At 40.1% G+C, this 25,661-nt stretch carries 29 protein-coding genes and 1 pseudogene; 26 read left to right on the top strand and 4 right to left on the bottom strand.

Going from position 1 to position 25,661, the window contains the following annotated elements; translation table 11 throughout:
* The first annotated feature begins 529 nt into the window (after positions 1-529).
* The 9 genes from JIG41_RS15635 to JIG41_RS15595 all read left to right on the top strand — a co-directional run bounded on the left by JIG41_RS15635 (position 530) and on the right by JIG41_RS15595 (position 7,499).
* Positions 530-718 (top strand): hypothetical protein, encoded by a 189-nt coding sequence (locus JIG41_RS15635; RefSeq protein WP_063529541.1) that lies wholly within the window; start codon positions 530-532, stop codon positions 716-718.
* 170 nt (positions 719-888) lie between these two features.
* A complete protein-coding gene (locus JIG41_RS15630; RefSeq protein WP_063529542.1) occupies positions 889-1,428 on the top strand; it encodes a single-stranded DNA-binding protein in 540 nt (179 codons plus the stop codon).
* 322 nt (positions 1,429-1,750) lie between these two features.
* Entirely contained in the window at positions 1,751-1,891 is a 141-nt protein-coding gene (locus tag JIG41_RS15625; RefSeq protein WP_155950871.1) for a hypothetical protein, read from the top strand.
* 89 nt (positions 1,892-1,980) lie between these two features.
* A complete protein-coding gene (locus JIG41_RS15620) occupies positions 1,981-2,592 on the top strand; it encodes a hypothetical protein (protein ID WP_036973819.1) in 612 nt (203 codons plus the stop codon).
* Between the two features lie 9 nt (positions 2,593-2,601).
* Complete coding sequence (locus JIG41_RS15615; protein WP_036973820.1) at positions 2,602-2,922, top strand: hypothetical protein; 321 nt, start codon at positions 2,602-2,604, stop codon at positions 2,920-2,922.
* A gap of 85 nt (positions 2,923-3,007) precedes the next feature.
* Positions 3,008-4,060 carry an AAA family ATPase gene (locus JIG41_RS15610; protein WP_063529543.1) on the top strand — a complete coding sequence of 351 codons (1,053 nt, stop codon included), beginning with the start codon at positions 3,008-3,010 and terminating at the stop codon, positions 4,058-4,060.
* Positions 4,061-4,122: 62 nt separating this feature from the next.
* Positions 4,123-4,647 carry a hypothetical protein gene (locus JIG41_RS15605; protein WP_063529544.1) on the top strand — a complete coding sequence of 175 codons (525 nt, stop codon included), beginning with the start codon at positions 4,123-4,125 and terminating at the stop codon, positions 4,645-4,647.
* A 94-nt stretch (positions 4,648-4,741) separates the two neighbouring features.
* A complete protein-coding gene (locus tag JIG41_RS15600) occupies positions 4,742-5,839 on the top strand; it encodes a DUF3150 domain-containing protein (RefSeq protein WP_036973823.1) in 1,098 nt (365 codons plus the stop codon).
* Positions 5,840-5,942: 103 nt separating this feature from the next.
* Positions 5,943-7,499, top strand: a complete 1,557-nt coding sequence (locus JIG41_RS15595; RefSeq protein ID WP_063530136.1) for a vWA domain-containing protein — start codon at positions 5,943-5,945, stop codon at positions 7,497-7,499.
* 286 nt (positions 7,500-7,785) lie between these two features.
* Here the strand turns inward: JIG41_RS15595 and JIG41_RS15590 are convergent, their stop codons facing one another.
* Entirely contained in the window at positions 7,786-8,691 is a 906-nt protein-coding gene (locus JIG41_RS15590) for a LysR substrate-binding domain-containing protein (RefSeq protein ID WP_199525061.1), read from the bottom strand.
* A 145-nt stretch (positions 8,692-8,836) separates the two neighbouring features.
* Between JIG41_RS15590 and JIG41_RS15585 the strand changes: the two genes are divergently transcribed.
* A complete protein-coding gene (locus JIG41_RS15585; RefSeq protein ID WP_055022413.1) occupies positions 8,837-9,703 on the top strand; it encodes a DMT family transporter in 867 nt (288 codons plus the stop codon).
* A gap of 213 nt (positions 9,704-9,916) precedes the next feature.
* Positions 9,917-10,132 carry a GNAT family N-acetyltransferase gene (locus JIG41_RS23315; RefSeq protein WP_171040401.1) on the top strand — a complete coding sequence of 72 codons (216 nt, stop codon included), beginning with the start codon at positions 9,917-9,919 and terminating at the stop codon, positions 10,130-10,132.
* Here the strand turns inward: JIG41_RS23315 and JIG41_RS15575 are convergent.
* Positions 10,087-11,058 (bottom strand): IS481 family transposase, encoded by a 972-nt coding sequence (locus JIG41_RS15575; RefSeq protein ID WP_063529430.1) that lies wholly within the window; start codon positions 11,056-11,058, stop codon positions 10,087-10,089. The two genes, JIG41_RS23315 and JIG41_RS15575, sit on opposite strands and share 46 nt — an antisense overlap.
* Positions 11,059-11,354: 296 nt before the next feature.
* On the opposite strand from JIG41_RS15575, the gene radC reads away from it, so the two are divergent.
* From radC to JIG41_RS15530, 9 genes and pseudogenes are all read left to right on the top strand, one after another.
* The gene (gene radC / locus JIG41_RS15570) at positions 11,355-11,882 is read left to right on the top strand and encodes a RadC family protein (RefSeq protein ID WP_408003020.1); all 528 of its coding nucleotides are present in this window, start codon (positions 11,355-11,357) and stop codon (positions 11,880-11,882) included.
* An 81-nt stretch (positions 11,883-11,963) separates the two neighbouring features.
* Entirely contained in the window at positions 11,964-12,122 is a 159-nt protein-coding gene (locus tag JIG41_RS15565) for a hypothetical protein (protein ID WP_155950872.1), read from the top strand.
* Positions 12,123-12,231: 109 nt separating this feature from the next.
* Positions 12,232-13,356, top strand: coding sequence for a toprim domain-containing protein (locus tag JIG41_RS15560; protein ID WP_063529429.1), 1,125 nt, complete (start codon positions 12,232-12,234; stop codon positions 13,354-13,356).
* Positions 13,353-13,595, top strand: coding sequence for a class I ribonucleotide reductase maintenance protein YfaE (yfaE, locus tag JIG41_RS15555; protein WP_036973826.1), 243 nt, complete (start codon positions 13,353-13,355; stop codon positions 13,593-13,595). The genes JIG41_RS15560 and yfaE overlap by 4 nt, the downstream gene beginning before the upstream one ends.
* A gap of 66 nt (positions 13,596-13,661) precedes the next feature.
* Positions 13,662-13,889, top strand: a complete 228-nt coding sequence (locus tag JIG41_RS15550; RefSeq protein WP_036973827.1) for a hypothetical protein — start codon at positions 13,662-13,664, stop codon at positions 13,887-13,889.
* Between the two features lie 75 nt (positions 13,890-13,964).
* Positions 13,965-14,126, top strand: coding sequence for a hypothetical protein (locus tag JIG41_RS15545; RefSeq protein ID WP_155950873.1), 162 nt, complete (start codon positions 13,965-13,967; stop codon positions 14,124-14,126).
* Between the two features lie 666 nt (positions 14,127-14,792).
* The gene (locus tag JIG41_RS15540; RefSeq protein ID WP_055022416.1) at positions 14,793-15,833 is read left to right on the top strand and encodes a DUF262 domain-containing protein; all 1,041 of its coding nucleotides are present in this window, start codon (positions 14,793-14,795) and stop codon (positions 15,831-15,833) included.
* Positions 15,826-16,506 (top strand): hypothetical protein, encoded by a 681-nt coding sequence (locus JIG41_RS15535; RefSeq protein ID WP_063529428.1) that lies wholly within the window; start codon positions 15,826-15,828, stop codon positions 16,504-16,506. The genes JIG41_RS15540 and JIG41_RS15535 overlap by 8 nt, the downstream gene beginning before the upstream one ends.
* Before the next feature lie 134 nt (positions 16,507-16,640).
* Positions 16,641-17,066 (top strand): annotated as a pseudogene (locus JIG41_RS15530) (tyrosine-type recombinase/integrase); the annotation flags it as partial.
* On the opposite strand, the gene JIG41_RS15525 reads toward JIG41_RS15530, so the two are convergent.
* Positions 17,026-17,592 carry a hypothetical protein gene (locus JIG41_RS15525; protein WP_063530300.1) on the bottom strand — a complete coding sequence of 189 codons (567 nt, stop codon included), beginning with the start codon at positions 17,590-17,592 and terminating at the stop codon, positions 17,026-17,028. The pseudogene JIG41_RS15530 and the gene JIG41_RS15525 sit on opposite strands and share 41 nt — an antisense overlap.
* 128 nt (positions 17,593-17,720) lie before the next feature.
* On the bottom strand, positions 17,721-18,110 hold the full coding sequence (cadR, locus tag JIG41_RS15520; RefSeq protein WP_004588587.1) for a Cd(II)/Pb(II)-responsive transcriptional regulator: 390 nt from the start codon (positions 18,108-18,110) through the stop codon (positions 17,721-17,723).
* 79 nt (positions 18,111-18,189) lie between these two features.
* On the opposite strand from cadR, the gene JIG41_RS15515 reads away from it, so the two are divergent.
* The 6 genes from JIG41_RS15515 to JIG41_RS15490 all read left to right on the top strand — a co-directional run bounded on the left by JIG41_RS15515 (position 18,190) and on the right by JIG41_RS15490 (position 25,427).
* On the top strand, positions 18,190-18,807 hold the full coding sequence (locus JIG41_RS15515; protein ID WP_036973831.1) for a cation transporter: 618 nt from the start codon (positions 18,190-18,192) through the stop codon (positions 18,805-18,807).
* Positions 18,773-19,189 (top strand): hypothetical protein, encoded by a 417-nt coding sequence (locus tag JIG41_RS15510; RefSeq protein ID WP_015065927.1) that lies wholly within the window; start codon positions 18,773-18,775, stop codon positions 19,187-19,189. Before JIG41_RS15515 ends, JIG41_RS15510 begins: the two co-directional genes overlap by 35 nt.
* A gap of 72 nt (positions 19,190-19,261) precedes the next feature.
* Positions 19,262-20,581: a TolC family protein gene (locus tag JIG41_RS15505; RefSeq protein ID WP_138557221.1), complete on the top strand. Its 1,320-nt coding sequence runs from the start codon at positions 19,262-19,264 to the stop codon at positions 20,579-20,581.
* Between the two features lie 74 nt (positions 20,582-20,655).
* Positions 20,656-21,531 (top strand): efflux RND transporter periplasmic adaptor subunit, encoded by an 876-nt coding sequence (locus JIG41_RS15500; protein WP_249406685.1) that lies wholly within the window; start codon positions 20,656-20,658, stop codon positions 21,529-21,531.
* 60 nt (positions 21,532-21,591) lie between these two features.
* Positions 21,592-24,702, top strand: coding sequence for an efflux RND transporter permease subunit (locus tag JIG41_RS15495; protein ID WP_055022428.1), 3,111 nt, complete (start codon positions 21,592-21,594; stop codon positions 24,700-24,702).
* A 125-nt stretch (positions 24,703-24,827) separates the two neighbouring features.
* Positions 24,828-25,427 (top strand): isoprenylcysteine carboxylmethyltransferase family protein, encoded by a 600-nt coding sequence (locus JIG41_RS15490; RefSeq protein ID WP_063527677.1) that lies wholly within the window; start codon positions 24,828-24,830, stop codon positions 25,425-25,427.
* Positions 25,428-25,661 lie beyond the last annotated feature (234 nt).

Genomic DNA, 25,661 nt, shown 5'->3' with positions numbered 1-25,661 from the left:
GTGGACGTGGAGGCAATCGTAAGACTAGCCGAGTCAAAAGCTCGACTAGCGGTGTCCAACGAAGCGTCAAAAAAGAAAGGTTAGTAGCTTAGGCTATTATCTTGGAAGCTCGATGCCTTTAGGCGCGAGTAGTTCACTAAACTAATTCCAACCTACTCGGGCTACAACAATCACAATCAGTTAAAGATTCAGAGTGTATATTGCATTGTATATGACAGGTTAACGTTAAAAGTTTTAGCAACAGCTGAAACACATAACGAGGCCAGTCAAATAGCAACTGAGATATTCAACAAAGACAAAGTATTCGCTGTTCCCGGTGAAATTAGGTTTTCAGATGAGAGTATTTCACATAGTAATATTCTTGGAATGAACCTTGTTAATTTTGAATTCTTTGTTGAAGCAAATATGAGTCATCCACTGATTAAATCAACTTTCACAGGCGAGCATTAGCTCCCTGTGAATTTCCTTACTGGTTATACCTATGCAGCTTGAAGCAGGATGCTTAGGTATAACCAATAAGGAGAAACCTATGTTTGAAGATTCCGCTTTTCATATTTTCGACAAATCAACATCAACACTTACATTATTCACGGGTGAGATAAAAAAGATTGATGTTAATCATTTAGACAAACCAGACTACCTATCAGCTGTAAAGCAAAAGGCCATTTCTAGTGGCTTAATTGGCGAAAGCGATTTTGTATGTGAATGGGATGTTTAACAGATAGTAGGGTAAACCTTACTCTCTGAATGGGCTTTATATATTAGAGTTTATTCAAAGGGTTACGGTGAATATTGCCGTTATTTTTGATTAAGTCGCGCGATATTTTCTTTATGTAATTATATCTACATCAGTTGTGATGATTTTATAACTTTATAGAAGGCTTATATATGCGTACTGCAAAAGATAATTCAGCAAGGCTTGGTGGTAGAGTCGCGAGTCTTGATATCAGAAATGGTCAAGATGGGTATTTTGGTACTGTGACAATTGCTTGTGATGACGGCTACTTTAAGAAGTCAAACGAACCTAACGGACAAAGTGAGTGGGTTGACAGAACTTACTTTTTTGATGTCAAAGTGGATAGTCGGTTTTTAAAGAATTTTAAACCAGCTATTGAAGTAGGGGACGAAGTAACTTTAAGAGGAAAACTTGTTCAAGAAAAGTGGATTGATAATGGTGGGCAAAACCGCTCTTCAACAAAGATTAAAGCTATCGAGCTAATTCAACATCTTAGAAAAGTTGAAGTGGAATGTTTAAAAGCCTCTGGCTTAATTGGCAATCAGAACCAACAAAATGGTCACCCACAACAAAATAGTTCTTCAAACTACCAAAGTGCGCCTCAGCATCATAGTCAACAGCAAAATAATGCACAAAACTATCAGCGCAGCCAGCAAGACCAGAGCGCACCAATACACTATCCGCAATCGTAGGGCGGTTTTGCTCCTAAACCTCAACCAGGAGGGTATGGCGGTAGTCAACAATAACAAGCTAGATAAGGTTTCCTAGCCTAGGAATTTGCATGACAAGGATGTTACTTTTGTTTTTTCTAATATTCATAATACCTTTTCGCTTCTCGCGAATAACTCTGCTATGGCAGTTAAAGTTGAATATTAGTTACGCACTCTCAACATCAAGTTGAAAAGCAAAAATCTATTTTGTGAGTGCACACCAAGCAACTTCGTTGCTTGTCTTAATCTCTGAGGGTTTAACCTTCACAGGTTAGTCCTTCAGCTTTTTAACTTGGAGGAGCTTATGAATAACAAGTCAATCGGCGCATATCTACGTCGTCGTGAGCGCAAATTAATTAAACGAGCAAAACGTAATAGATCTAACAAGTTAGCTATTCGCGCAAGCCGTTTATATCAAGAGTCAAACCGCGTTTTCCACGGTTAACTTCTAACTCAACCTATCTACCAACCCAGCAAGGGAATTTTCCCTTGCTGGGGATGTTCCCTTTAAAAATCTCTTTGGAGGAGAACATCATGGCTAGACCAAAAAAGGCCATAACCAAAGCTCAAATAAATGCAGAACTTGAAAGAAAGAAGCAGTTTAAACCGAAGCGAAAAACTGATCACTTTCTGTCAGTAAATGCAGAATATACGTGCCATTCGTTAGACGAAGATATCATAACAGCTCACCGAGTTGGTAAAGTTGCCCTTGGGCAGGATGTATTTTTTAGTTTAATGGATGATTGTTTGGATGCTGCAAGAGGTGAATATTACATTCATTGGTCAGACGAGAACATTAAGGCGTTATGGGAAAGTATTTTGTATCGTTCACTTGGTATGCTTCGATATGCTAAAGCGAATTCAGAGATACTAAACGACGAACTTGAATGGATTTGCTCTGCAAATTTTGATTATGTATGCCAGTCTCTAGATTTAGATGCTTGTTTAATTAGAATTGCAGTACCACAGATCTTACAACAGTATAATCAACTTAATGAAATACTTGTAACTAACAAATACGCTAAAGCTCTTTGTGAATACAAGCACTTCATCTTAAATGGTAGCAATTGCTCATCGTCTAACTCTCATCTTTATAGTGACTTAGAAGGGCCAGACATCCCTCCTTGGCATGATCTAAAGTTTTAGGAGTTGATAATGGAAATTTATCCTACTCATGAGTCTAATACTTGGATTCTACTTGATGATAATGTTACTGAGCGAAAACTGCTATTAGGTCAGAGTGATGAAGGCTATCACTTTGGTCATATTGATGGTTGGCCAGACTCAGTTGAAGTTTGGAATTCTACCAGTTATGCAACTGAGGAATTAGCAGCAGAGGCTCAAGTGAATTTTATGCTAGACCTTGCAGTTGAGGATGAAACAGAAGCAGCATTTGAATATTGTTCTGTTCTAGACTTACCAAACCTTCATCTTTATGAAAAAAGTTATATAGACTTTTTAGAAGTACCATTTTAAATATTAAGAAATCAAACCCATCAAGGGACACTACACCCTTGACGGGATAAGTGTCCCTCAAAAATCTATTTGGAGGAGCCACAATATGAATACTCAAGCACAATCAAACGTATCTACAATTAAACCTGCAACTAAAATTGATTATAACGAAATGATAGAAGTTGATGCTCATGAGCGTTTTCCTGAAATCTTCGACCCTAATCAATACAAGATTAAAATTCGTAAACACCGCCACCCAAATTGTCAAAAAGCTGACATGCATTATACGCCTGATGAAGCAACTCTTCGTAAAGCGTTAGCATGGTGGCTTGCGCCCGCTCAACCGAAGCCTCTTGGCTTGGTGGGTGAAACAGGTACAGGTAAAACGGAGTTATTACTATTCATTGCAGATCGCTTTAATGAGCCTGTTTTTATTGAAAAAGTAACCGTAGCCATGAGTGGTGAGCGTTTAGAGGGTGGTTATGAATTAATTGTTGATGGAAAAGGTCATAATGTCACTCGCAAGCGATACAGCCAAGCTGCATGCGGATACAAATACGGTGGTTTAGTTATCTTAGATGAAGTGGATAAAGCTAATGAAGATTTATCAACATCGCTTCATTTGTTTGTTGAAGGCAAGCCTTGGACACTTAGTGTTTTCGGTGAAACCATAAACAAACATGCTAGCTGTCGAATAGCTGCTACAGCAAATACTACCGGTGGTGGGGATAGTGATAGGTATATTACTTCACAGCGTTTAGACCAAGCATTACGTTCGCGTTTTGGTTGGTTAAAAACTAAATATCCAAGCAAAGCAGTTGAGTTGGAAATTTTGGAAAAGAATTTTCCGAAACTAACATTGTCGATTCGCAAGCTTATGGTACAAACAGCTGACTCTTTAAGAACAGCTGCATTAGGTAAAGATCACGATGGCAACATCGATAATGGATTAGGGTGTGTTTTTTCAACACGAACTTTAGTCCACTGGGGTTTTTACATGATGACATTTGGTGCCAATCGTTCTCCATATGAGTCATTTGAATTTTCGTTTTTAGGTTCCATTGATAATGATGAAATTGAAGAGGTTAATTCTGTTGTTCAACGAGTATGGGGTGATGATATTAAAAAACCACTTGGCGAGTTAATTCAAAAAAAGTAACCATCTCAAACACTAACACATCCTCTGACTCGGCTAACTTAAAAGTTGAGAGAGGGGACACAGTGTTTGAGTGCTTTGAAGTTGAAAATGGTCGTTTTATTGGTTTTAGCTACCAACCATCAAATGGTAAATACCTCCGCATTGAAGGGGGGAAAGGCCCACTTAAAATTGACAATGTAAGAGACATTAAAGCAATGAGTATGTCTGAGTTAATTCAGGCAACCGATAAGATTGATTACATTAGGAACGGCAATCCTTATTTTCTTATTCATTCGGATGAGAAAATGAAGAGCTGTGACTTTGTAAACTGTCGAGCTCAAGTTATGTTCAATGCTCAAGGTAATCTGAAATGCAATAACCCGTTTGATGTTTATCATCATGCCGGTGAAGGTAAATTTTGGGCTGTAACATCATTCCAAAATACGACATATGTGTTGTTCAAAAATGATAATACTGAATGGAAATGGGTTTTTATGTCTGTAAACGGTGAGAGAAATGCTCTTGCCAAAAATAAAGAACAAAGAGGTTATTCACTTATTGGAATAGGCCACTTTAATCAAAATACATGGGATATTGAAGTGATGTAACAAATCGCAGGTCCTATTAATCAACCAACCCTTTGGGGAGTACTTTCCCCAACAGGGAAGTCTCCCCTTTTTTTATCAAATTGGAGGAGACAACATGTCTTTATCAAACGAAGCAATCGCAAACGGCAAAGAGTTAGCAGAACAAAACACTTCACTTAAAAATGGAGCATGTTTGTTAGGCTGGCAATTAAGATCGCCATGTGGTGAATCAACTTTACCGAACGCAAAGATAGAACTAGATGGTCAGAAAGTATCATCTAATCAAATCAAGGGGAGTAAATTACAGTGGTTTCCTAGAAGCAAGCTGAAGCTTACAACGAAGTACAACAACCGGCTTACACGAACTTTTAATAGTTATGGTGTTAAGTATGGAGACTTTACGGTTGTCCCAACGACCAGGTTAGATGAGCTTAAGTCAGAGCTTGATGGAATAAAGCGTGATTGGCAAGATGAAGTATCAGTATTAATTGCTGAATATGATATTTCAGTTAATCAACATATGGCTGAAAATTCAGATATCGCTGCACTGATCTATAAATACGCTTTATCTCAGGTTGAGTTCCAATCAAAATTCAAACTGTCGTTTACAAAGCCTTTGGCTATGAAAGCGCTTTTTGATGATGATGAAGACGATATCAAAAACGATGTTGCAGAAACTCTTTGGCAAGAAATCGCTAAAGAAGCAGGCAGTGTATATAAAACAAACTGGTTTAAAGACAAAACGCCAGTTAATCGCGTAAGCCAAAAAGTACGTTCACCATTTAGAAGAATGATGAATAAACTTATTGATTTATCATTTGTAGATAATGGTATTGAAAACGTGGTTAGTACAATACAGGAGGTTTTAAATAACTTACCTTCTAGTGGCTACATTGAAGGTCATTCATTTTCAGAGTTAACCAACTGGTTACTCGTAATGAGTAATGAAGACACACTTCGCCTTCATGCTGAAGGAAAACCTCAATATAGTGCAACACCAGAGCCGGAAGTAATTACACATGAGGATACCGACGTAGCGAGCCTTTTCGTTTCAGGTAAATCTAGTGAAACTGCTTCTGAGAGTTCAATCATTTTAGAAACAGCTGATCAAGAAAATTCATTTGAATTTGACCTAGCGCCTAAAGAAGAAACCGTTTTTTTCGAGCCCGCTGAGCGTAACAACTCTTTAGGTGATTTTGGATTTAATTGGTAACAAATTAAGGAAGCAATCTAGCTTCCTTTAATTCTAAACCCACAGGGGATACTCACCCCTTGTGGGTGTATCCCCCTCTTAAACATTTCTGGAGGAGATGCAAATGAATAAATCAAAACTATTAAAACGATTTAGAATGCTTTCAAGAGTAATGAGTAACCGTGGTGACATTACGATTAACTTAACTGGTAACAGATGCTATACAGATTACAACAGCATTACTTTACCCGTAGGTGATCTTGAAAACCCCGATTATCTCGAACTTTTGGAAGGCGCTATTGATCATGAAGTAGGCCATCTACGATGGACCGATAGAACATGGACAGCTAAGTCGTATGAAAAAGGGGTATTTTTCAATGCTATTAGAAATGGCATTGAGGATATTCGTATGGAAAGAATGGTTTGTCTGGAGTGGCCGGGCGCCATCTTAAATTTATCTAAGATGGTTACTCAAGGTATTAAAAAGGGATGGTTCAGTAAACCAACTGATAGCTTCCCACCTTCATTACTGCTGCAAGCTGTAGTTGTATATTATGGTCGATATAAAATTAACAACCAAGTACAACTAAAGGAGTTCTGTGAAATTGCATTAGCTTTATTAACTGATTGTATTGGCCAAAAACCAGTACAAGATTTAATTTTGTTATTGGATACGATACCAACGCTTCAATCTAACCAACATAGTTATGAACTTACAGAACAGATCATTCAATTACTTAAAAAAATAGAGTTTGAACCGGGCGATAGCCAAGGTCAAAACTCAAATGTTAGCCAGCAAGTTATTAATTTTGTAAATGAATGCCTAAATGCCGATGAAAGTCAGCTCATGGCAGATTTGCATGAACAAGTTAATAACGAGCTAGAGAAAATGGCTGATGAAGTAAGATCAAGTAATGATATGGAGCAACTAATTGACTTCAATGCTCCTTTAATATCAAAAAATGATCGTGGCACAGTTGGTACTGCAGAGCTAAACCTAGCTAAGAGACTTTCAACACCTATAAGTCGAGAACTCCATAAAATAATTTATGAGTTAGACCGAAAAAGTGTGAATTTTTCTAAGCAAGGTAGAACTGTTGAGGCAAATAGACTTGCTGGAGTAAAAGCTGGTAATTTTAATGTTTTTAAATCAGAAAGAATTACTAAAGCTCCAACAATGGCGATATCAGTTCTCGTAGACAGGTCTAGTTCAATGAGTGCTGATGATATGAATGGTGTTAATACTTCTGCGCTTGCAATTAACTTAGCAATAGATAAGTTGAAAGGCGTAAATAGTGAATGCATATATTTCAGTGCCGGTTACCTATATGAAGCAAAGTGTTTTAAATCAACAACTACAGCCGTTAAAGATAACTTTAGAGTCAGTAGTAGAGGCGGAACACATACAGGGTTAAGTCTTTATTCTGTAATTCGTAGGCTGTCACTTCGTGTCGAGCAAAAGAAAGTTGTTTTTATCATTACTGATGGTCAAGCAAGCGATCTAAAGTATTTAGAAAAGTCGATTGAAATGTCGGAACTTCTAGGTATTCAAATTGTATGCATTGGTATAAATACAGGAATGCTTTATGGCTTTGAGAATCAGGAATTACTCAACATTCAAACCGTTGAAGAGTTACCCTCGATTCTAAAACAAGTAATTAAAAATAAATTAATTGCTTAACCAAGTAATGCGCCCTTTTGGACGCATTTTAAAGCAAACACAATGTTTTAAAATGCGGCTATAAGCTGAACAATCATTATGTGAATCATTATGTTAACAATCATTATGTGAATAAGTCTTAACTTGATCTGCCAGATTTGATTTATAGAGTTGAATTAAAACTGACAGTGAATAGCCAATAAAGGCCTCTGGCAAACTCATTTTGACTGGCAACTAACAAAACTAAACGGACGCTGACAGCTACTTCTAAGTAGCTAGTATTCACCTTCAACTCTAATTTAAATAGCTAAGCTGATTCCAGTTCATAACACTGCTGTTTAAGCCAACGACCTAATTTCATAATATCAGGTTGCCTAGCTCGTGTTTCCTTATAGACAAAATAGAAGTTATCTCCGGTATTAAGCTCGTGCATAGGTATGCGCACAAGACTTTGCTGGCGATCCTGATCATCCATCATGTAATTATTAATGAGGGTAATTCCCAAATTATATCGAGCCGCTTCAGCGGCAAGTAAGACATGACTAAATTGATTAATTTTGACGTCTTTGGGTAATTCAAATTTACCACTCATACACCAACGTAACCAGTCGTCACCGAGACTTTCATTTGTATCTGAGTATTGTACTGATAATAACGGGTGTTGCCATAATGAATCAGGTAGAGGCTTATTTCTTAACTGCTGCCAAAGCTTTTTTCCACACACGGGATAAAGTTTTTCAGTAAACATGAATTGATTGACAAAGTTACGTTCCGGTGGATTCACTGAAATAAAACAATCCGCAAATTGGTCATTATAATCCGGTTGATCCCCGACCATATTTAAAGTTATTTCTATTTCTGGGTGCTGATTTCTAAAATCTTCTAACTTCGGTATCAACCAGTTCACCGCCACAGAGCTATATAAAGCCAAACGAAGATTGCCTGATTTCCCGTGACGTATCATTTGACTGGCATTTGATAGATTTCCTAATGAGTTAGTCACTTCTTCAAAGTAACGTTTCCCGACCTTAGTCAAGGAAAAAGAACGCCCCTGTCGGTTAAACAGAGTTCCACCCAAATAGTCTTCGAGTAATCGAACTTGGTGACTAACCGCACTTTGAGTCACATTGAGGTGCTCAGCAGCTTTGGAAAAGCTATTAAGTCGCGCAACAGCTTCAAAGCATTGCAGGGCACGTAAAGGAGGCAACTTCATTATAAATTTAGCTCATACTAAAAAAATTTTAAACATTATACATCATATAAGGTATGGAATACGCTAATCATATAACCGTTTTACAAACGTAACTCTATTAATTCAGTTCCATTGACATTTTCTAGAATGTAGCAGGAGTAATGAAATGCCCAAAATAACTGTCGGACTCGCGATGACATTACTTATCATCGGAAATATAATTGGTGTTTTTTCTGACGCTTTGATAAAAACTCTGCCAGCAGATACTGCCATATACCAATTTGTATTATTTCGTCAATTGACCGCAGTGCTGATTCTACTTCCATTTTGTCTACTCAGTAATAAACAAAGCCTCTTCGCTGGCCTCAAATGGCACTTTATACGTGGCCACATTTGGTTATTAGGGACAATATTTATGGTATTCGCTCTGGGCGCTCTGCCGTTAGCTACCGTAAATGCTATTTTCTATACAGCGCCTTTGCTTATGCTGCCGTTAGCCATGATATTATTTCAGGAAAAGCTGACTAGCCACTCAATTGCTGCTGCTGTTTTGGGCTTTATCGGCGTACTTATCGTGGTCAAACCAACACAAATTAATTGGGCAGCGATTGCCGCTCTTGTCGTCGCATTGACTATGGCTGTAAATAATTTATTGGTTCGTAAATTACCTCAGCATCATAATGTGTTCCAAACTTTAATGCTCACCAACCTAGTAGGTATCCCAGCCGCACTTGGGTTGGCGTTATGGGAAGGCAAACCTTGGGACTGGACTCCAATGTTAACGGCAACAGGCTCCAACACTTTTATCCTAATTTATGCTGGTATATGTGTATTGGTATATAGAGCAATCGAAGCCAGTAAAATTTCCAGTGCCGAATACACTGGTTTATTAGGTGCTGTAGTTGTAGGGGTGCTGTGGTTCGATGAAATACCGGACCTGAGCTTGGCTATAGGATCTTCTTTAATTATTATTCCGCTGATTTGGTTAGCCAAGATAGAAGCAAAGATAAAGCAAACAAGTAAAATAATATAAATGGTAAAGTTAATCTAACTTTCCAACGTGACCGCGTTTGGGAACGAGCGTTTAACTGCACTCCCATGTGGGATAAATAATAACTAGTTAATTTTTGGAATATTATGACTGAAAATAATTTGATATTTTGTGACTATAGTAACTCTTATTTAGAAGACTGTCTTTGGGCTGGATATCGATCCTAAAATAAACCGTGCTCATATCACTTAGATTGTGACTTCTCCACGGGTGCAGGCTAATGGCATCGGAACGGCAATGATGTCTTACGCTAAGAAAATGGCAAAGGACAGTGACATGAAAGTTATAGATATCGCCGCCAGTCATCTTTCAGCTCCTTTCTTCGAAAAATTTGGGGCAAAGACAATTATAGAAATCTGTGTGATTCATAGAGATCGTTTCAATTTTGCGATCTCTAAATCCCTTCTGTAATTGGATAATTGAACACGTTCATTATGCGCTTGATAAAACCCCTCAATTTCATCTGAAAATGGCGTTTGTTCACTAACTTCAAAATACCTTTCTATCGGCGTTTTTCCATTGTGAGCACTATGTGGTCTCTCCCAATTGTAATAGTGCTGCCACTCAGAAAGTTGCTCGTGAATATCTTCAGATTCCAAATCAACAGTTGCATAAAACTCAGCTTTATCTGTTTTTTGAGAGCGTTCAACTTTGCCATTAAGGTGCGGTGAAGCTGGCTTATTTGGTCGGAATTTTATCTTGTATCTCATTAATAACTTTTGCACTTTTTCAGCAAAAAATTCTGTACCTCGGTCTGTCTGAAATCGCTGTATAGGGAATAGCATTTCTTCAATTACAGACTCTACAAAGTCAATGGTATTAGTGGCACTACGTCGCTTATAAAGCCTTAACACTCGATAGCGTGTACAGTCATCAATAGCTGTGTACTGGTATAAATTAGGGGCTATTTTACAGGTGTCCATTTGAACTCTTTCGACAGGAATAGGCTTAGAGTATCTTTTGAAGTCAGGCTTTCTACGATAAATAACTATAGGGTCAACTTGGTGCTTTTTAAGCACTTTATGAATAGTAGCTAGCCCTAACTTAATTTGCTCATTTCTAAGCAACTCACTTTGGATTCTTCGAGCGCCTAAGTTTCTAGATTTTCTTAAGACTAAAATCTTAGCTTCCAATTCTGGAGACATTTTTTGATTTGGTGAACTGTGGGGTCTTTTACTCAAACTTTTAAGGCCATCAAGACCTTGCTCTTGATACCTAGACCACCACTTTCGTAATGTTGGCCTAGATATTCCACAACGCAGACAAACTAAACCTGCGTTGTTTGTTTCTTGATAAAGCTTTATCCACTTAAGTCTTTGTTGAATTTCATCGTTCATAACATCCAAGTATAGAAAGGATGTCTATGAATCACACACACTACTACATATAAGCCAAATTGATTTTTTTGCATTTATCATTAATTTAATGATGGCACCTTGCTATCAAATTTACCGTAAGGTAATTAATTTTGATAAAGCATAAAAGCTACTCAGATCCTTGTATTTGTGTAGAACAAGTACCGACGTCTCGTTGTTACTTTGGGTTTAACCCTAGATTTAGCATAAGCGAGTTCAGCTTGCTTGTGTTCAACAAACTTAAATCAACCCATAGGGGATTATTATCCTCTGGGTAATTGTCTCCGCTTAATGTTTCTTTGGAGGAGACAATGACTATTTCTAACTTAAAACTAAATGAAGAAACTGGTAAATATATAATCACGTCAGAGCTTAGCTCTGATGAAATTATTGAAACAGCCAAGAAGCTTCTAAACAATAGGCTGAGACGAGGTGCTATTTTTAAGAGCCCTACCCAAGTCACAGATTATCTAGAGGTCCATTTAAAGGGATTGGAGCATGAGGTCTTTTACATGCTTTATCTTGATAACCAAAATAGACTTATAGACAAAGAAATACTGTTTACCGGAACGATAAATGCTGCAAGTGTTTATCCTCGGGAGATTGTAAAAAGTGTACTAAAAAAGAATGCATCTTCTGTCATTTTAGCGCACAACCACCCATCAGGTATTGCCGAACCATCGCAAGCAGACAAGCTAATAACCACTAAGATCCAACATGCACTCAATCATATTGATGTACAAGTGTTAGATCACATCATTATTGGCGAAAATACTGTCTCTTTTGCTGAGCGCGGTCTTATCTAACTCAAATTAAAACCATTCCTTGTGGGGATACTTCCCATAAGGGGCGTATCCCCTTTTTTGTACTCTTTGGAGGAGATACGCATGAATAATGTAATTAAAAAGGCAATTATGCCAATCCCATCGTCAATACCTAACACTGAAGTGAGAGAGGTATACATTGGCGGTAGAACGATTCTTTCATTACGTGCTAAGTGGGGACCTTTATTTGAAGGTCAACAACGAGCTCAAGCTCAAGGCTAAACGTATGAGTTAGCCTTAGGGCTAACTCTTCTTTTTATTCGAGGCGACCACCTAAAGCGCCTTGTATTCAGGACGCTTTAGGGTCGTCTTGAGGAATAGGAGAGTTGTAATGATTGAATCAAAAATAGATAAAGTACTTGCTTTAGTTAAGTCAAATGGCGGGTGGTCTTCTGTCTACTCAGCCTACCCAGGACTTAATGAAGCAGTTTCAAAATCAAGTAACCACGGTGGTTCACCACAAGTACCATGCCCAAAAACTGGAAACGGAAGAACTAAGTTTCGCCTTTTCCGAGATTGGGTTGATACCGGTGGTGCATACCATAACGATGTAGGTGCTTTACCCGGTGGAATAGATGTAATTGCGTTTATGGAGAGTTGCTCAAAAAGCGACGCTTTAAACAAAATAATCGATATCTGTGGTGGTGACTTATCAAGCATCTCGCGCGAATACGTTCAAAATGTGAAAGCTTCACAGCCAAAAGGTATTAACGATGATGAAAAAGCAAAACGAGTCGCAAAACTTGAGAAGCTTTTTCAACACGCTATTCCTGCAGCTCATGATCAATCTGGTCGGATACAAGCTTACTTGAACAGCCGTGGACTTAAAACTGATGCGAAAACTCTACCGTATACACTTGGGTATGCTGATGAGCTTTGGTGGGGAGATGGTCAGTCTAAGCCTAAGAAACTTCACGGTTTATTAGGCTCAATGACTGATTCAGATGGTAATCGAATCACGATTCATCGAATTTTCCTGAACAATCAAGGCTTAAAAGCTGATGTACCTAATGCGAAAATGTTAATGCCTCCGCCAAGCTATATTGGTGGATGTTCTATCAAAATTGACTCACCTGTAACTGAAGGAGATAACACCTTCATTGGCGTATGTGAGGGGATTGAAACTGCATTAGCTGTACGCGAGGCTACAGGCTGTCCTATGTGGTCATGTTATTCGGACACTTTGCTAGAAATGGTTAAAATTCCAGATAATGTGACTTCAGTATTAATTTTTGCTGATAAGGATGCTTCTGGAGCAGGTCAAGAAAAAGCAGAAGCATTAGCTGCAAGACTACGTAGAGAAGGAAAGTTTGTTGATATTTATATGCCACCTTTAGATATACCTAATGGCAGCAAAAGTATGGACTGGCTGGACACCTACAACTTAGCAGGCCCTAGTGCTTTTTCATTTCGCTTACCTGTTGACATCTCTGTTAATACTGGAGGTGTCAAATGATTAGCGTTTCTGGTCAAGTTTACAATGACACAAATGGAACACTATTACAGACTTTAGAGCTGAATAGTGTTGCCCCTACATCTAACTGTAAATCAGGTTTTTGTGGGGCGTGTCGCATCAAATTACTAAAGGGCAATGTCGAATATATCGATGAACCAATTGGCTTTACAAATGAAGGTGAGATATTACCTTGCGTTTGTAAGCCAAAAGGTGACATTGAGGTTGAAGTAACCTTTTAGATTTTTACAACCAACCCATGCGGGGAGCCCCCCGCTTGGGAAGCTCCCCCTTTCTTTGGAGGAGCAATGAGTAAACATCATATTGAAATGGCAAAAGCTGGTGGTTCTCAGCTACGTCATTTCGCAGCATACCGCAATGGATACTATCCAGATATGGTTATCAGACACTTCATAGCAAAAACTACTCACTTTTTATTAATTGAAAAATATAGAAAGACTGTAGATTTGCTTGTGATACACAATGTGACAATCGCAAATGCCTGTGAAACGGCAGAATTGCTATTTGAAGCATAAACAACCCTTGGGGGATTACTCCCTCAAGGGTGTGAACCCTCAAATTTACTTTGAGGAGATTCAAATGAATTGCTTATGAAAAACAAAATGCTAAATAAGATCATGGTTGAACTAATCTTATTAGCAACAATTGTTGGCTATATTCCAGAGCTCTCTGTTAGTGGTTTTGCGGATATGTTTGGCCGTGTGGTTTCGACAACAAAACATGCTACGAAATTCAAATTCAAGGACTTATAAAGCTAGTCATTGCTTTTGTTTGTATGTTGGCATCTGTTGTGATAGGTTTCTATATAACTTTCCTAAATGGTTCCGAGGAGGACGATCAAGATGAATGAAATCCAAGCTATTGGTTTGACCTTTTTCATTTTTGGTAATGTAGTTTTTTTCGGTAGTTATTTATGGATGCACCACCGAATAAGCAAAAAATAAAATAAGAAAAGACCGTTAATCGGTCTTTTTTTTTGTCAAAATTTGAAGAGAGGAGCTACTGCGCCTAGAACAATAACCAGTAAGGGGTAGACGCGAAGCTCTTCTATATTGCTGAAAATAGAAAAATTTCAATCAATTCCAAGTGTGTGAGTAGAATAAAGATTCATACCAAGTATTAAACTATCATCCTAAAATGGCAGCGATTGCATCGGTACGCTGCCATTTCTAAAACGTTTTTGCCCCATTGTGTGCTAGTACACTTTTTCTTTGCACTTTACGAATGCTTTTTCTAATCGTTGTGGTGTCTTGTAATGTGAGAGTTTACAAGAATATCGACGTGAGCTTAGCCCTCAGTCCTCCATGAATAGTTAGATAGTGTTTCTAGTCACCATTCACTAACCTATTGACTAATATCGACTAAAATATGAGTTGTTGTTACACTGGAATAAACTTAGATAGCTCACTGGAGAACACATGAAAGATTATATGAATCAACTCGATCAAGAGACTAGGAAAGTAGATTTTGATTCATTTGATATATCTGTTAAAGAGTTGATTTCTATGGCGAATGAATCAATTATCAACATTGCTCCTGAGTACCAAAGGCAATTTCGTTGGCCCGAAGATAACCAGTCTAAACTTGTAGAATCTGTTTTATTGGGAATACCTATTCCTAACTTGTTCATGGCTGCAAATAGAGATGGATCTTGGGAGTTAATAGATGGCGTACAAAGGCTTAACTCATTGATTCATTTTTGTGGGACCCCAGAGCAAATAGAAAGTTTTGGGCTGGATAAGCCTCTTAAACTTAAGGGGCTAGATATCCTGTCTAAGTTCAATGGAGCAACGTTTAATGATCTGCCTCATTCACTTCGTTTGAAGTTCAGTTTACGTCCGCTTAAGGTAACAACACTAAGCGATAAAAGTGATCTAAAAGTACGATTCGACCTCTTTGAGAGATTGAATACTGGTGGAATCAAATTAACTCCTCAAGAAATTCGAGCTTGTGTATTTAGAGGGCAATTTAATGATTTTATCATTGAACTTGCAAAAAATGATGACTTCAACAAAGTTGTTAATGTGTCATCAACTAAAGCGAAAGACGGTACCAGAGAAGAGCTTGTTTTGAAGTTTTTGGCTTACAAAACAAAACGTGATGATTTTAAACACAGTGTAGAGATATTTCTAAATGACTTTATGGCCGATGCATCGGTACATTTTAACTATAAGAAGTATAGAGAGCTGTTTGAAAAAACATTTGAATCACTAAGAGCTGTCTTACCTAATGGAATTAAACGCGGCAATAAAGGAAGTACACCACAAGTGCTTTTTGAAGCCATTGCTATTGGAGCTGCCGATGCTATTGAAGAAGGAGTTGATATTAGCGGATCAAATGTAGCCAACTGGATTGATGATGAAGAGTTACGCCGCTTGACAACTGGAGCCACAAATTCAGGGCCTCGCTTACGCGAAAGAGTCGAGTATTGTCGAGTTAGGTTTGTAGATAATGTTTAATGATATTGATGCTGGTGTTATGAATCGCTTGAGGCAACTAGATTCAATACTAGAGTATTTGTCAGATGAGGCACTGACTGAAGAAACTAAAAATTCAGACTTCTATCGTGCTCAGAAAGGCTTGGTGTTTGTTGCAATGTATGCAGCACTTGAGTTCGCAATTACACAATCAGTCACACGAGCATTAGAAGTTATTGGGCAAGAAGAAGCTCCTGCCAATCATTTTAAAAGTGCGGTATTGTGCTCGCTGTTTGATTCTCATTTTAAAGCTCTTCGAGAGTGCGGAGCCTCCAAAGTGTGGGAAAATCGTCATAAACTTGTTCTCGCAGTAACAAGTGATACTGAAGTGACTAATGTTGACAGTTCTGTTTTTCCATCAGGTGGCTCAATGAATATTTCTATTAAACAGCTAGAGAACGTGTGGAATTTTTTTGATTTAGAACGCTCACCACTGCCAGAAGGTGTGCAGCACTTTGTCTTAACCGAAGTCAAGGATCACCGTAACGCGATAGCTCATGGTAGAGAGACCGCAACTACTATAGGGCGAAGGTTTAACGTTACGCAGTTAGATAATAGAGCACGCAGTATAAAGCTTTTATGTCTTCACATTACTTCTTCGTTTGCCTCTTATTGTGCTGAAAAACGATATTTTGTTGCGGATACTGTGGCATAAAAAGCAACTGCTTTGCCATACCAGTAGTTATTCATGGATTGCTAATGCTCGATTTTTCGAAATTCATTTCTTTCCAAATCCTAATCAGTAATACATCCACTATCCTCATAGTGACTTTTAAATAGGAGGTCACTATGAAACCAGAACTAAACCACAATGCTACTGGTGTGAAACGTCCTTTCAAGCTTGAAGAGATTTGGCGTATTCGCACTCGAATTGAAATTCAAAACAACTTGATGCAATTAGCTTTACTGAATTTGGCTATAGATAGCAAGCTAAGATCATGTGACTTACTCTCTTTAAAAGTTCGAGACGTCGCTACTCTCGATCAAGTATTTGAAAGGGTTCAATTAACGCAGAAGAAAACAGGGATCGAAGTTCAATTTGAGATAACTCCGAGAACACAACAAAGTATTATCCATTGGGTTCAAGAAGTTAAATTGCAACCCAGTGATTATTTGTTTCGGAGTATACGTCGCTCTAATCAACCAATAAGCTATTCATATTACAGGTCTATCATCAGGAGCTGGGCTGAGCAATTAGGACTTGATTGCGACTTGGGGACAAGAAAACCTTCGATGATAAAAACGCCATATCGATTGCACAACCTCTCTGCGAAGCAATAATGTCGATGACCGCTCGTACCCGTTTATCCTCAGGGCGCGATGAAAGCGCAGGACTATAGACTAGCCCTACCGCTTTATTTACTGTTTTCCACACTTTGTCGATATCGACGTCAGTAAATAGATGCTGAGAAATGGATCCCAATTCTTTGCTAGTAAGCGGCAGAGTATTAATTCCATCACTCCTAGCTTGACGTAAGGCTTTGAGAAATTGTTGGTTTTGCCTATCTTCAGGCTCTAAATAGATGACTACAATCTGATTGTCCTGTGCCAAAACCTTGTGAGGGACATCTTCGAAAATCACAATACATTGTCCGGTGTGAATACTTTGTGCCTTGTAATCTTGAACCGAGATGTCTTTGTCTAAACCAATGCAAATTTGGACAGCATGATGTGCATGAACATCATTATCAGGACTGATTCCGATGTAAATCGCTTTGTAGGGCCACAAATGAATATGCATGGCTGACTCAGTATCAAAAGTTCAGGCTATTGATTTTTGCCTTATAAATCTACACAAATGACGAATGTTAGCCGATAGATACACGTTGAGGCGAGTGCGCACAGTGAAACTGTGTGCTTCTTACACTTTTAAGTGTGTAAATAATTTAAAATGCCACAGTCCCTAATGGTTTTGTTTTGATCACACTTTGACGCCATATTTTCGAGTGATGACTTTAATGCGTTTAGCTCTTCAATGCGAATAATGACGTCTGATAAATGCTTAGCTATTAACGTATTGATATTTGAACAGCTCTGATCTGGCTTCGAACGACTGTCCATGAGCGTTTTTACTTCCATGATAGACATATCCAATGAACGACACTGTTTAATAAATAGGAGTTGTTCAATAGTCCCCTTGTCGTAGACACGATAATTTCCACTTGAGCGCTTGAGCTCAGGCAATAGCCCTTTCTTTTCATAAAAACGAATGGTCTGAATACTACAACCTGTCGTCTTTGCGACATCACCAATTTTCATTTTTTTCTCCTAACCGTTGACTCTATACCAAGTATAGACTTTATACTCATACTATTCATCAGTAAAGAGTGTGTTTCTAATGAGCGGATGTGGGTGCGAAGTTGAAATAAAAGACCAGTCTCAACGACAGGTTTTGTATTGGCTTTTGGGAATAAACGCGACAATGTTTGTTATAGAAATGGGGATCGGGTTGCTTGCTCATTCAACCGCATTAATAGCCGATTCACTTGATATGCTCGCCGACGCAGTTGTCTATGGTGTTGCCCTTTATGCTATTGGTAAATCGCTATTGCACAAAGCCAATGCGGCTAGAATTAGCGGCTTTTTTCAGATGGCACTGGGTGTGTTGATTATCATTGATATTGTAAGACGGTCAATTTACGGTAGCGAACCTGTATCGGGACTAATGATGGCTATGGGGGCAGTTGCACTGGTTGCTAATGTCATTTGTCTTGTGATCATACGCAAACAAAGAAATGAAGAAGTGCATATGCGGGCAAGCTGGATATTTTCAGCCAACGATGTGATTGCCAACTTAGGTGTTATCTTTGCTGGCGTTTTGGTGTTTTGGCTCGATTCTCGATGGCCTGATCTGGTTATCGGTGTGATAGTTTCGTGCGTTGTGTTGCGCGGGGCAAAAATGATCCTCGAAGATGCTGGAAATGAAAGACAGCGAGCGCTTAATGCGCAAAGTTGATAAGAAAATGCCAATTTTTAATTGCACATCAAAACTGCGTAGGTTGGCATGGCTACTTATTACTTTGCTCATGTGTCAATCGGGCTTTTCGTTCGCCGCTCAATGCGATGACTACCCTGCGGAGGTATCGTCAGTCCCTGAACAATCAAAGTCGATAGGCACTTATGATGTTCCCGAAAAAAATGTAAATGCTGGTGATAATACGTCGAGTGAAGAGTCTAAGTGTTTCCATTGTGTGCTGTGTCAATGTGGACAGATTAAGTTTCTGGCACAGCACCCAATAAATGACGTATCTAAACCGTTATATACCAATCAATACAGTTATTCCCGCAACGTCACTGACGGCCTAGTCGAAGGCCTTTTGCGCCCACCTCAACATTAATCCATTCCCTCCTATATGTTTGCATGGGTGCTTTCCATGTATGTCGTTATCTTATGAACAAAAGGTTCTTTTATGAGTTCTTCACGCCCACTGGGCATAAAAAAAGCTAGCTCAGCGTATCTGAAATTGATATCTGCTGCACTGGTAACCATGAGCATATCTGTTCAATCTGCCAATGCGCAAAAGTCTTCAATCACGCTTGAAAATGCGCTCAAACGCACATTATCAAACAACCCAGATTTAGTTGTGTTCGAATTTAAATCTTCGGCTTTGGATGGTGAATCAAAAATGGCCAGCTTACGACCTGAAATGTCTGTTGGGGTTGAAGTTGATAATGTGTTGGGAACAGGCGAAGTGTCTGGTATTAAAGATGCCGAATTGACACTGACCTTATCGTCGGTCATCGAGCTTGGAGATAAAGTCAGCGGCCGAATGAATGTGGTGAGTTCAAAAAAAGCACAACTGCTTACACAACGGCGCATTCGTACGCTGGACATCTTGGGTGAAACAACTCGACGATATATCAATGTCATTGTCCAACAAGCGTTGCACAAGACTGAGCAACGAGCTGAAATGCTGGCTCGCACAATGCTTCAGACAGTCTCTACACGGGTTGAAGCGGGGGCTTCTTCACCACTTGAGAAAAAACGTGCAGAGTCAGCGTTGTCGCAGGCGCGTTTGTCGTTATTGATAAGTGAACAAAAACTCAATGAGTATAAACGCGACCTGGCCATCATGTGGGGTGACACTAACGCTGTGTTTGCGGAAGTTGAAGGGACACTGTTATCGTTTCCAAATTCACTATCACTTGAACATATGCTTTCACAGCTTCAAAGCAATCCACACGTTCTGCTTTATGCTGATAACTATCGGGTACAAGAGGCCAGATTGAGAGTGGTTCAGGCCAGTCAGCAGTTCGACATTGCGTGGGAAGCCGGTATCCGAAGAATGCAGGGAATTGATGACACAGCGTTAGTCGCCAGTATTTCGGTGCCGTTAAATACCAAGCAGCGGAATCTAGGTGAATACGAACAACAGCGCGCATTGCTTGACAGTATAGACTATCAAAAACAAGCGAAAATTCGTGAACTCACTCGCCAATTAAATCAAGTCATTAGCGCAAAAGACCAAGCCTTGCTCACTGTTACGACCCTTCAAGACAATGTCGTCCCAACATTGGAATCTGCATTGAAATTGGCGCGGGATGGCTATGAAAGTGGTCGCTACAACTACATAGAGTGGGTGACAACGCAACAGCAACTCATAGATATGCAACGAACTATGATAAAAGCCGCAGGCTTAGTTCACCTTCGAAGCGCAGATCTAGAGGCACTTACGGGAATTCCCGTGTTTTCTGACTCTCCCTCGACGTCTGCTCAATCATCACAATGAATAGAGAAAAAATAATGAATAAATCACAATTTACATTAGTTACTAGCGCACGTGACTTGCTTGGCATGTTAGTCATGCTAGTTACTTTACTGTTTGCTTCTGTCGCCCTGGCTGATGATGACGATGAGGAAGCCGAAGAAAGACCCGAGTACGTAGTGTTATCTCAAGAACGGATGCTTGAACACGATATCGTGACTGCATCGGCCGCATCAGGAACATTATCGCTCACAACCAGAACCTTTGGGCGGATAGTTCATGATCCTGCGTCACTGAGTCATATTCGTGCCCGCTTCGACGGTGTTGTAAAACGTATCATGGTGAATATTGGAGATAAAGTAGAAAAAGGTGACACACTGGCAATCATTGAGTCAAACGAGAGTTTAAATCAATACTCAATCACCTCACCGATGTCTGGAAAAATCATAGCTAGACACGCCAATGATGGTGAGCTCACCAACGGTCAAGTACTGCTTTCTGTTGCTAATTACTCTCGCGCAATTGCTCAATTGGCTATTTTCCCCAAACAACGTACTCGTATTGCCGCTGATATGGAAGTCACTTTAAGGCTTGAGGAATTGCAGCAACAATCAAGTATAAGCCACATTACGTCCTCACCTGATGACAAACCTTATTCTATCGCGTTTGTGAACGTTGATAATGGCAGTGGTTATTGGCCTTTAGGCGCTATGGTAGAGGGTTATATTCAGATTGGGTTCCAAGAAGTCAATCTGGCTCTCCCCAAAAGTTCAATACAAGAGTTAGATGGGCAAACCATTGTTTTTGTCAAAGAAGGGGAGCGATTTTACCCCCGCCAAGTAAAGATTGGGAACACGGACAACCGTTTAGTAGAGATTGTGAAGGGCGTTCAAATAGGCCAGCAAGTCGTTGTAGAAAATAGCTATCTACTAAAAGCTGATTTATTAAAAATGGAGGCGGGCGATGATGACTAATTACCTGCGCATTTATTGTCAAAAGCAAAGCCAAGTCCATAAAAACGGTGAGGTGAGAACATGATAGCACCAATACTCCGTCTATCCATTGAGCGACGTGGTGTCATGATGTTGTTCGCCTTGTTTGTCGCCTTTTTTGGTATGTATAGTTACAAACAATTGCCGATTGATGCTGTGCCTGATATCACCAACGTGCAAGTGCAGATAAATACCGCAACCCCAGGTTACTCGCCTTTGGAGACTGAACAACGCATAACGTTTATAGTTGAAACCTCGCTGGCCGGTTTGCCTAATTTATCGTATACCCGCTCGATATCACGCTATGGTTTGTCGCAAGTCACAGTCGTGTTTAAAGAGGGCACTGATTTATATTTCGCACGAAATCTCGTCAACGAGCGTCTCACCGCCATCGCGGCGCAATTGCCAACAGGGTTAACCCCTGAAATGGGCCCTATCTCCACAGGCTTGGGTGAAATTTACATGTACTCGTTAAGTGCTGAGCCTCAGGCGCGACAGGACAACGGTCAACCCTATGATGCTATGGCATTAAGGGAGATCCATGATTGGGTAATTAAGCCCCAATTGTCGCTTGTTGAGGGGGTGACCGAGGTTTATGCGATAGGCGGATTTGAAAAGCAATATCATGTGAATCCTAATCCAGTCGCAATGATAAACTTTGGGATAAGTACAGGTGACCTTCTCAGTGCGCTAGAACGCAACAATGCGAATCAAGGCGCTGGTTTTGTAGAACAAAATGGGCAACAAGTACTGATCAGATCGGAAGCCCAACTTAAGGGCATCGACGATATCGGCCAAGTGGTTGTTAAGATCATTGATGGCGTACCGGTAAAAATTCAAGACATCGCCCAAATCAACCTCGGTAAAGAGCTGCGCTCTGGAGCCGGCACGTTAAATGGCCAAGAAACAGTGATTGGCACGACAATGATGTTAGTGGGAGAAAACTCTCGTACGGTCGCCAAAGCTGTGGACAGTAAGCTCGAAACCATTAAAACAAGCTTACCCGAGGGCGTAATCCTTGAAGCGGTTTACGATAGGACAAGCCTCGTTGACAAAACCATCGACACAGTGCAGAAAAACCTCGTCGAGGGCGCTTTACTTGTCATCGTTGTGCTATTCGTTTTGCTTGGGAATGTGCGAGCTGCACTTATTACCGCCGCTGTAATACCCTTGGCAATGCTTGCCACGATATCGGGCATGGTCAAAACAGATGTGTCTGCTAACTTGATGAGTTTAGGCGCACTGGATTTTGGCTTGATTGTCGATGGCGCAGTTATCATTGTTGAAAACTGTATCAGACGATTATCCGAATCCCAGAAACAAAACGGCGCTACTCTACCGCTCAAAGAAAGGCTGAATGTTGTATATGAAGCCACTAATGAAGTCATACGCCCCAGTTTGTTTGGTGTATTGATCATTACCATTGTTTATATCCCCTTGTTCACGCTCACTGGCGTCGAAGGTAAAATGTTCCACCCCATGGCAGCGACCGTGATAATGGCTTTGCTTGCCGCAATGGTATTTTGTTTTACCGTAGTGCCTGCGGCGATAGCAATTTTCATGAGAGGTAAAATTAGCGAAAAAGAAAGCCCAATTATTAAAGGTGCAAAGGCAGTCTATCGTCCTGTTTTAACCGGAGCGCTGCGTTTTAGATGGCTAGTGGTAGTAGCAGCGAGTGCTTTGGTTGTCGGCAGTTTATGGATGGGCAGTAAATTAGGCTCCGAGTTTATTCCCCAGCTCAATGAAGGTGATATCTTAGTACAAGCGATACGCATCCCTGGGACTGGGGTAGAACAAGCAGTTGAAATGCAAAAAACTCTTGAAGCGAAACTTATGCAGTATGAGCAAGTTCAGACGGTATTCGGTCGCACGGGTACGGGTGAGGTCGCTACCGATCCTATGCCGCCCAACATTACTGATACGTTTGTTATTTTGAAGCCTAGGGAACAATGGCCCGATCCATCAATGACTAAAGCCGAGCTAGTCGAAACGTTTGAAGAGGACTTGTTTACCTTGCCCGGCAATAATTATGAATTTACCCAACCTATTCAAATGCGGTTTAATGAATTGATCAGTGGGGTAAGGGCAGATTTGGGCATAAAACTATTTGGGGATGACTTAGATACCCTCTTTGCATCTGCTTCTGACATTTTGTCCGTTATTTCAACGATTGAAGGGGCTGATGACGCGAGGCTTGAGCAGGTAGAAGGCATTCCAATCTTCACCGTCACACCAAAGCCTGATCAATTGGCACGCTTTGGTTTGGATATAGCCGACTTGCAGTTATGGCTCAATGCTGCGACAGGTGGAGAAACCGCTGGAATGATTTTTGAGGGCGACAGACGCTTTGAAATTGTCGTGCGATATGCCGACGACATTCGAAATGAACTCACTCAGCTTGAGAGCGTTCCCATAGTCACGCCCTCTGGTGAGCATGTACCAATAAGCGAATTAGCCACACTTGCATTTAAAGAAGTACCTAGCCAAATAAGCCGGGAGAATGGCAAACGTAGTATTGTTGTCACAGCAAATGTGCGTGACAGAGATATTGGCACTTTTGTTGAAGAAGCTCAGGCGAGAATTAATGATGAAGTAGATTTACCTGCTGGTTATTGGCTCGACTATGGTGGAACCTTTGAGCAGCTCGAAAGTGCGAGTCAACGATTGACGATTGTGGTACCGGTTACGTTGTTTGTGATTTTGACAATGCTGGTAATTGCGTTTGGTTCTATACGCGATGCGTTGATTATCTTCACAGGTATCCCTTTGGCATTAACAGGCGGTGTAATGTCCCTTTGGTTAAGGGATATGCCTTTATCCATATCCGCGTCGGTAGGATTTATCGCGTTGTCTGGGATTGCCGTATTAAACGGATTGGTAATGCTGTCCTTCATCAAGCAACGTTTGCTAGAAACCGGAGAATTAGTGAATAGCATTGTTGAAGGGGCACTTATTCGCTTGCGTCCGGTATTAATGACAGCACTAGTGGCAAGCCTTGGATTTGTGCCCATGGCGCTCAATACGGGCATAGGTGCAGAGGTGCAACGGCCTTTGGCCACGGTGGTCATCGGCGGGATAATATCGTCAACCTTGCTAACACTGGTAGTGCTGCCTGTACTCTATCGACTCGTGCATAGTAAAGGGGATCAGTAGTGTTCTTGGGCATTTATTCGTAAATGCCCAAGTTTTACCTGAACGATTTTTAGGTACCTATTGACTCTTTATTAAGTATAGACTTTACAATCATATTCTTAACGTCATGTACGATAAGGATAGATATGGTTTCGCTTATTTTAATTAGTAGTTTTTTGGCGCTAGCCGTCCTCGGTAGAAGCTTTGTTCAATATAAGAGAAATGGTGATTTTGGTATAAGAGCAGCATCTATAAACGCACCATTAATAGAAATTGTACCAGGGGCTATATTCGTGGTTACGTTTTGCTTTGCATTTGGTCTAGTTCTTTTTGGTTACTTAGGACGTGCGCCCCTACTATTTGTTCCTTCAATTCCATTTCAGCTTCTCGGCTCCTTGATTGGCGCCTGCGGAATTGCTGTAACTTTGTTGTCTCAAATTCAAATGGGAGATTCATGGCGTATTGGCGTTGACCAGCAAGAAACGACTGCACTTATTACCCACTGGATTTACGCAAAGTCTCGCAACCCCATTTACTTTGGTATTTTTCTATTTTGGGCAGGGGTGTGTATAACGTTCCCACATTTGCTGCTTTGGGCATGTGCTTTTGTATGTTGGATTTGCATTGAAGTGATTGTTCGACAAATTGAAGAGCCTTATTTGAAGAAAGTGCATGGCGATGATTTTCTAAAATATAAGTCTGACACTAACCGATACATACCTAAGCTTTCACGCTTTAAGTTTTGACGCTTAAATAAGTAATGGCGCAGGCTGCTTTATATGCATAAACTAACGAACGGTATCTTTTAACGTCCATTTTTATGAACTGTCGTTATTCTTAAGTGAACTACCCAGCGACATCGCTTCGCTCTGATCACTGGGCTTCTACAGTCTAGCTTAACGGCTAGGCTGCTTCTTTTTTCTCAGATCCAAAATCCAACTTCGATAATTCGAAGACTTTCGTTTTAACGGATTGTTTCT

This window comes from Pseudoalteromonas sp. bablab_jr011 (genome assembly GCF_016464045.1).
GTDB classification, from domain to species: Bacteria; Pseudomonadota; Gammaproteobacteria; order Enterobacterales; family Alteromonadaceae; genus Pseudoalteromonas; species Pseudoalteromonas lipolytica.
This window is presented reverse-complemented; position numbering and strand designations above follow the sequence as displayed.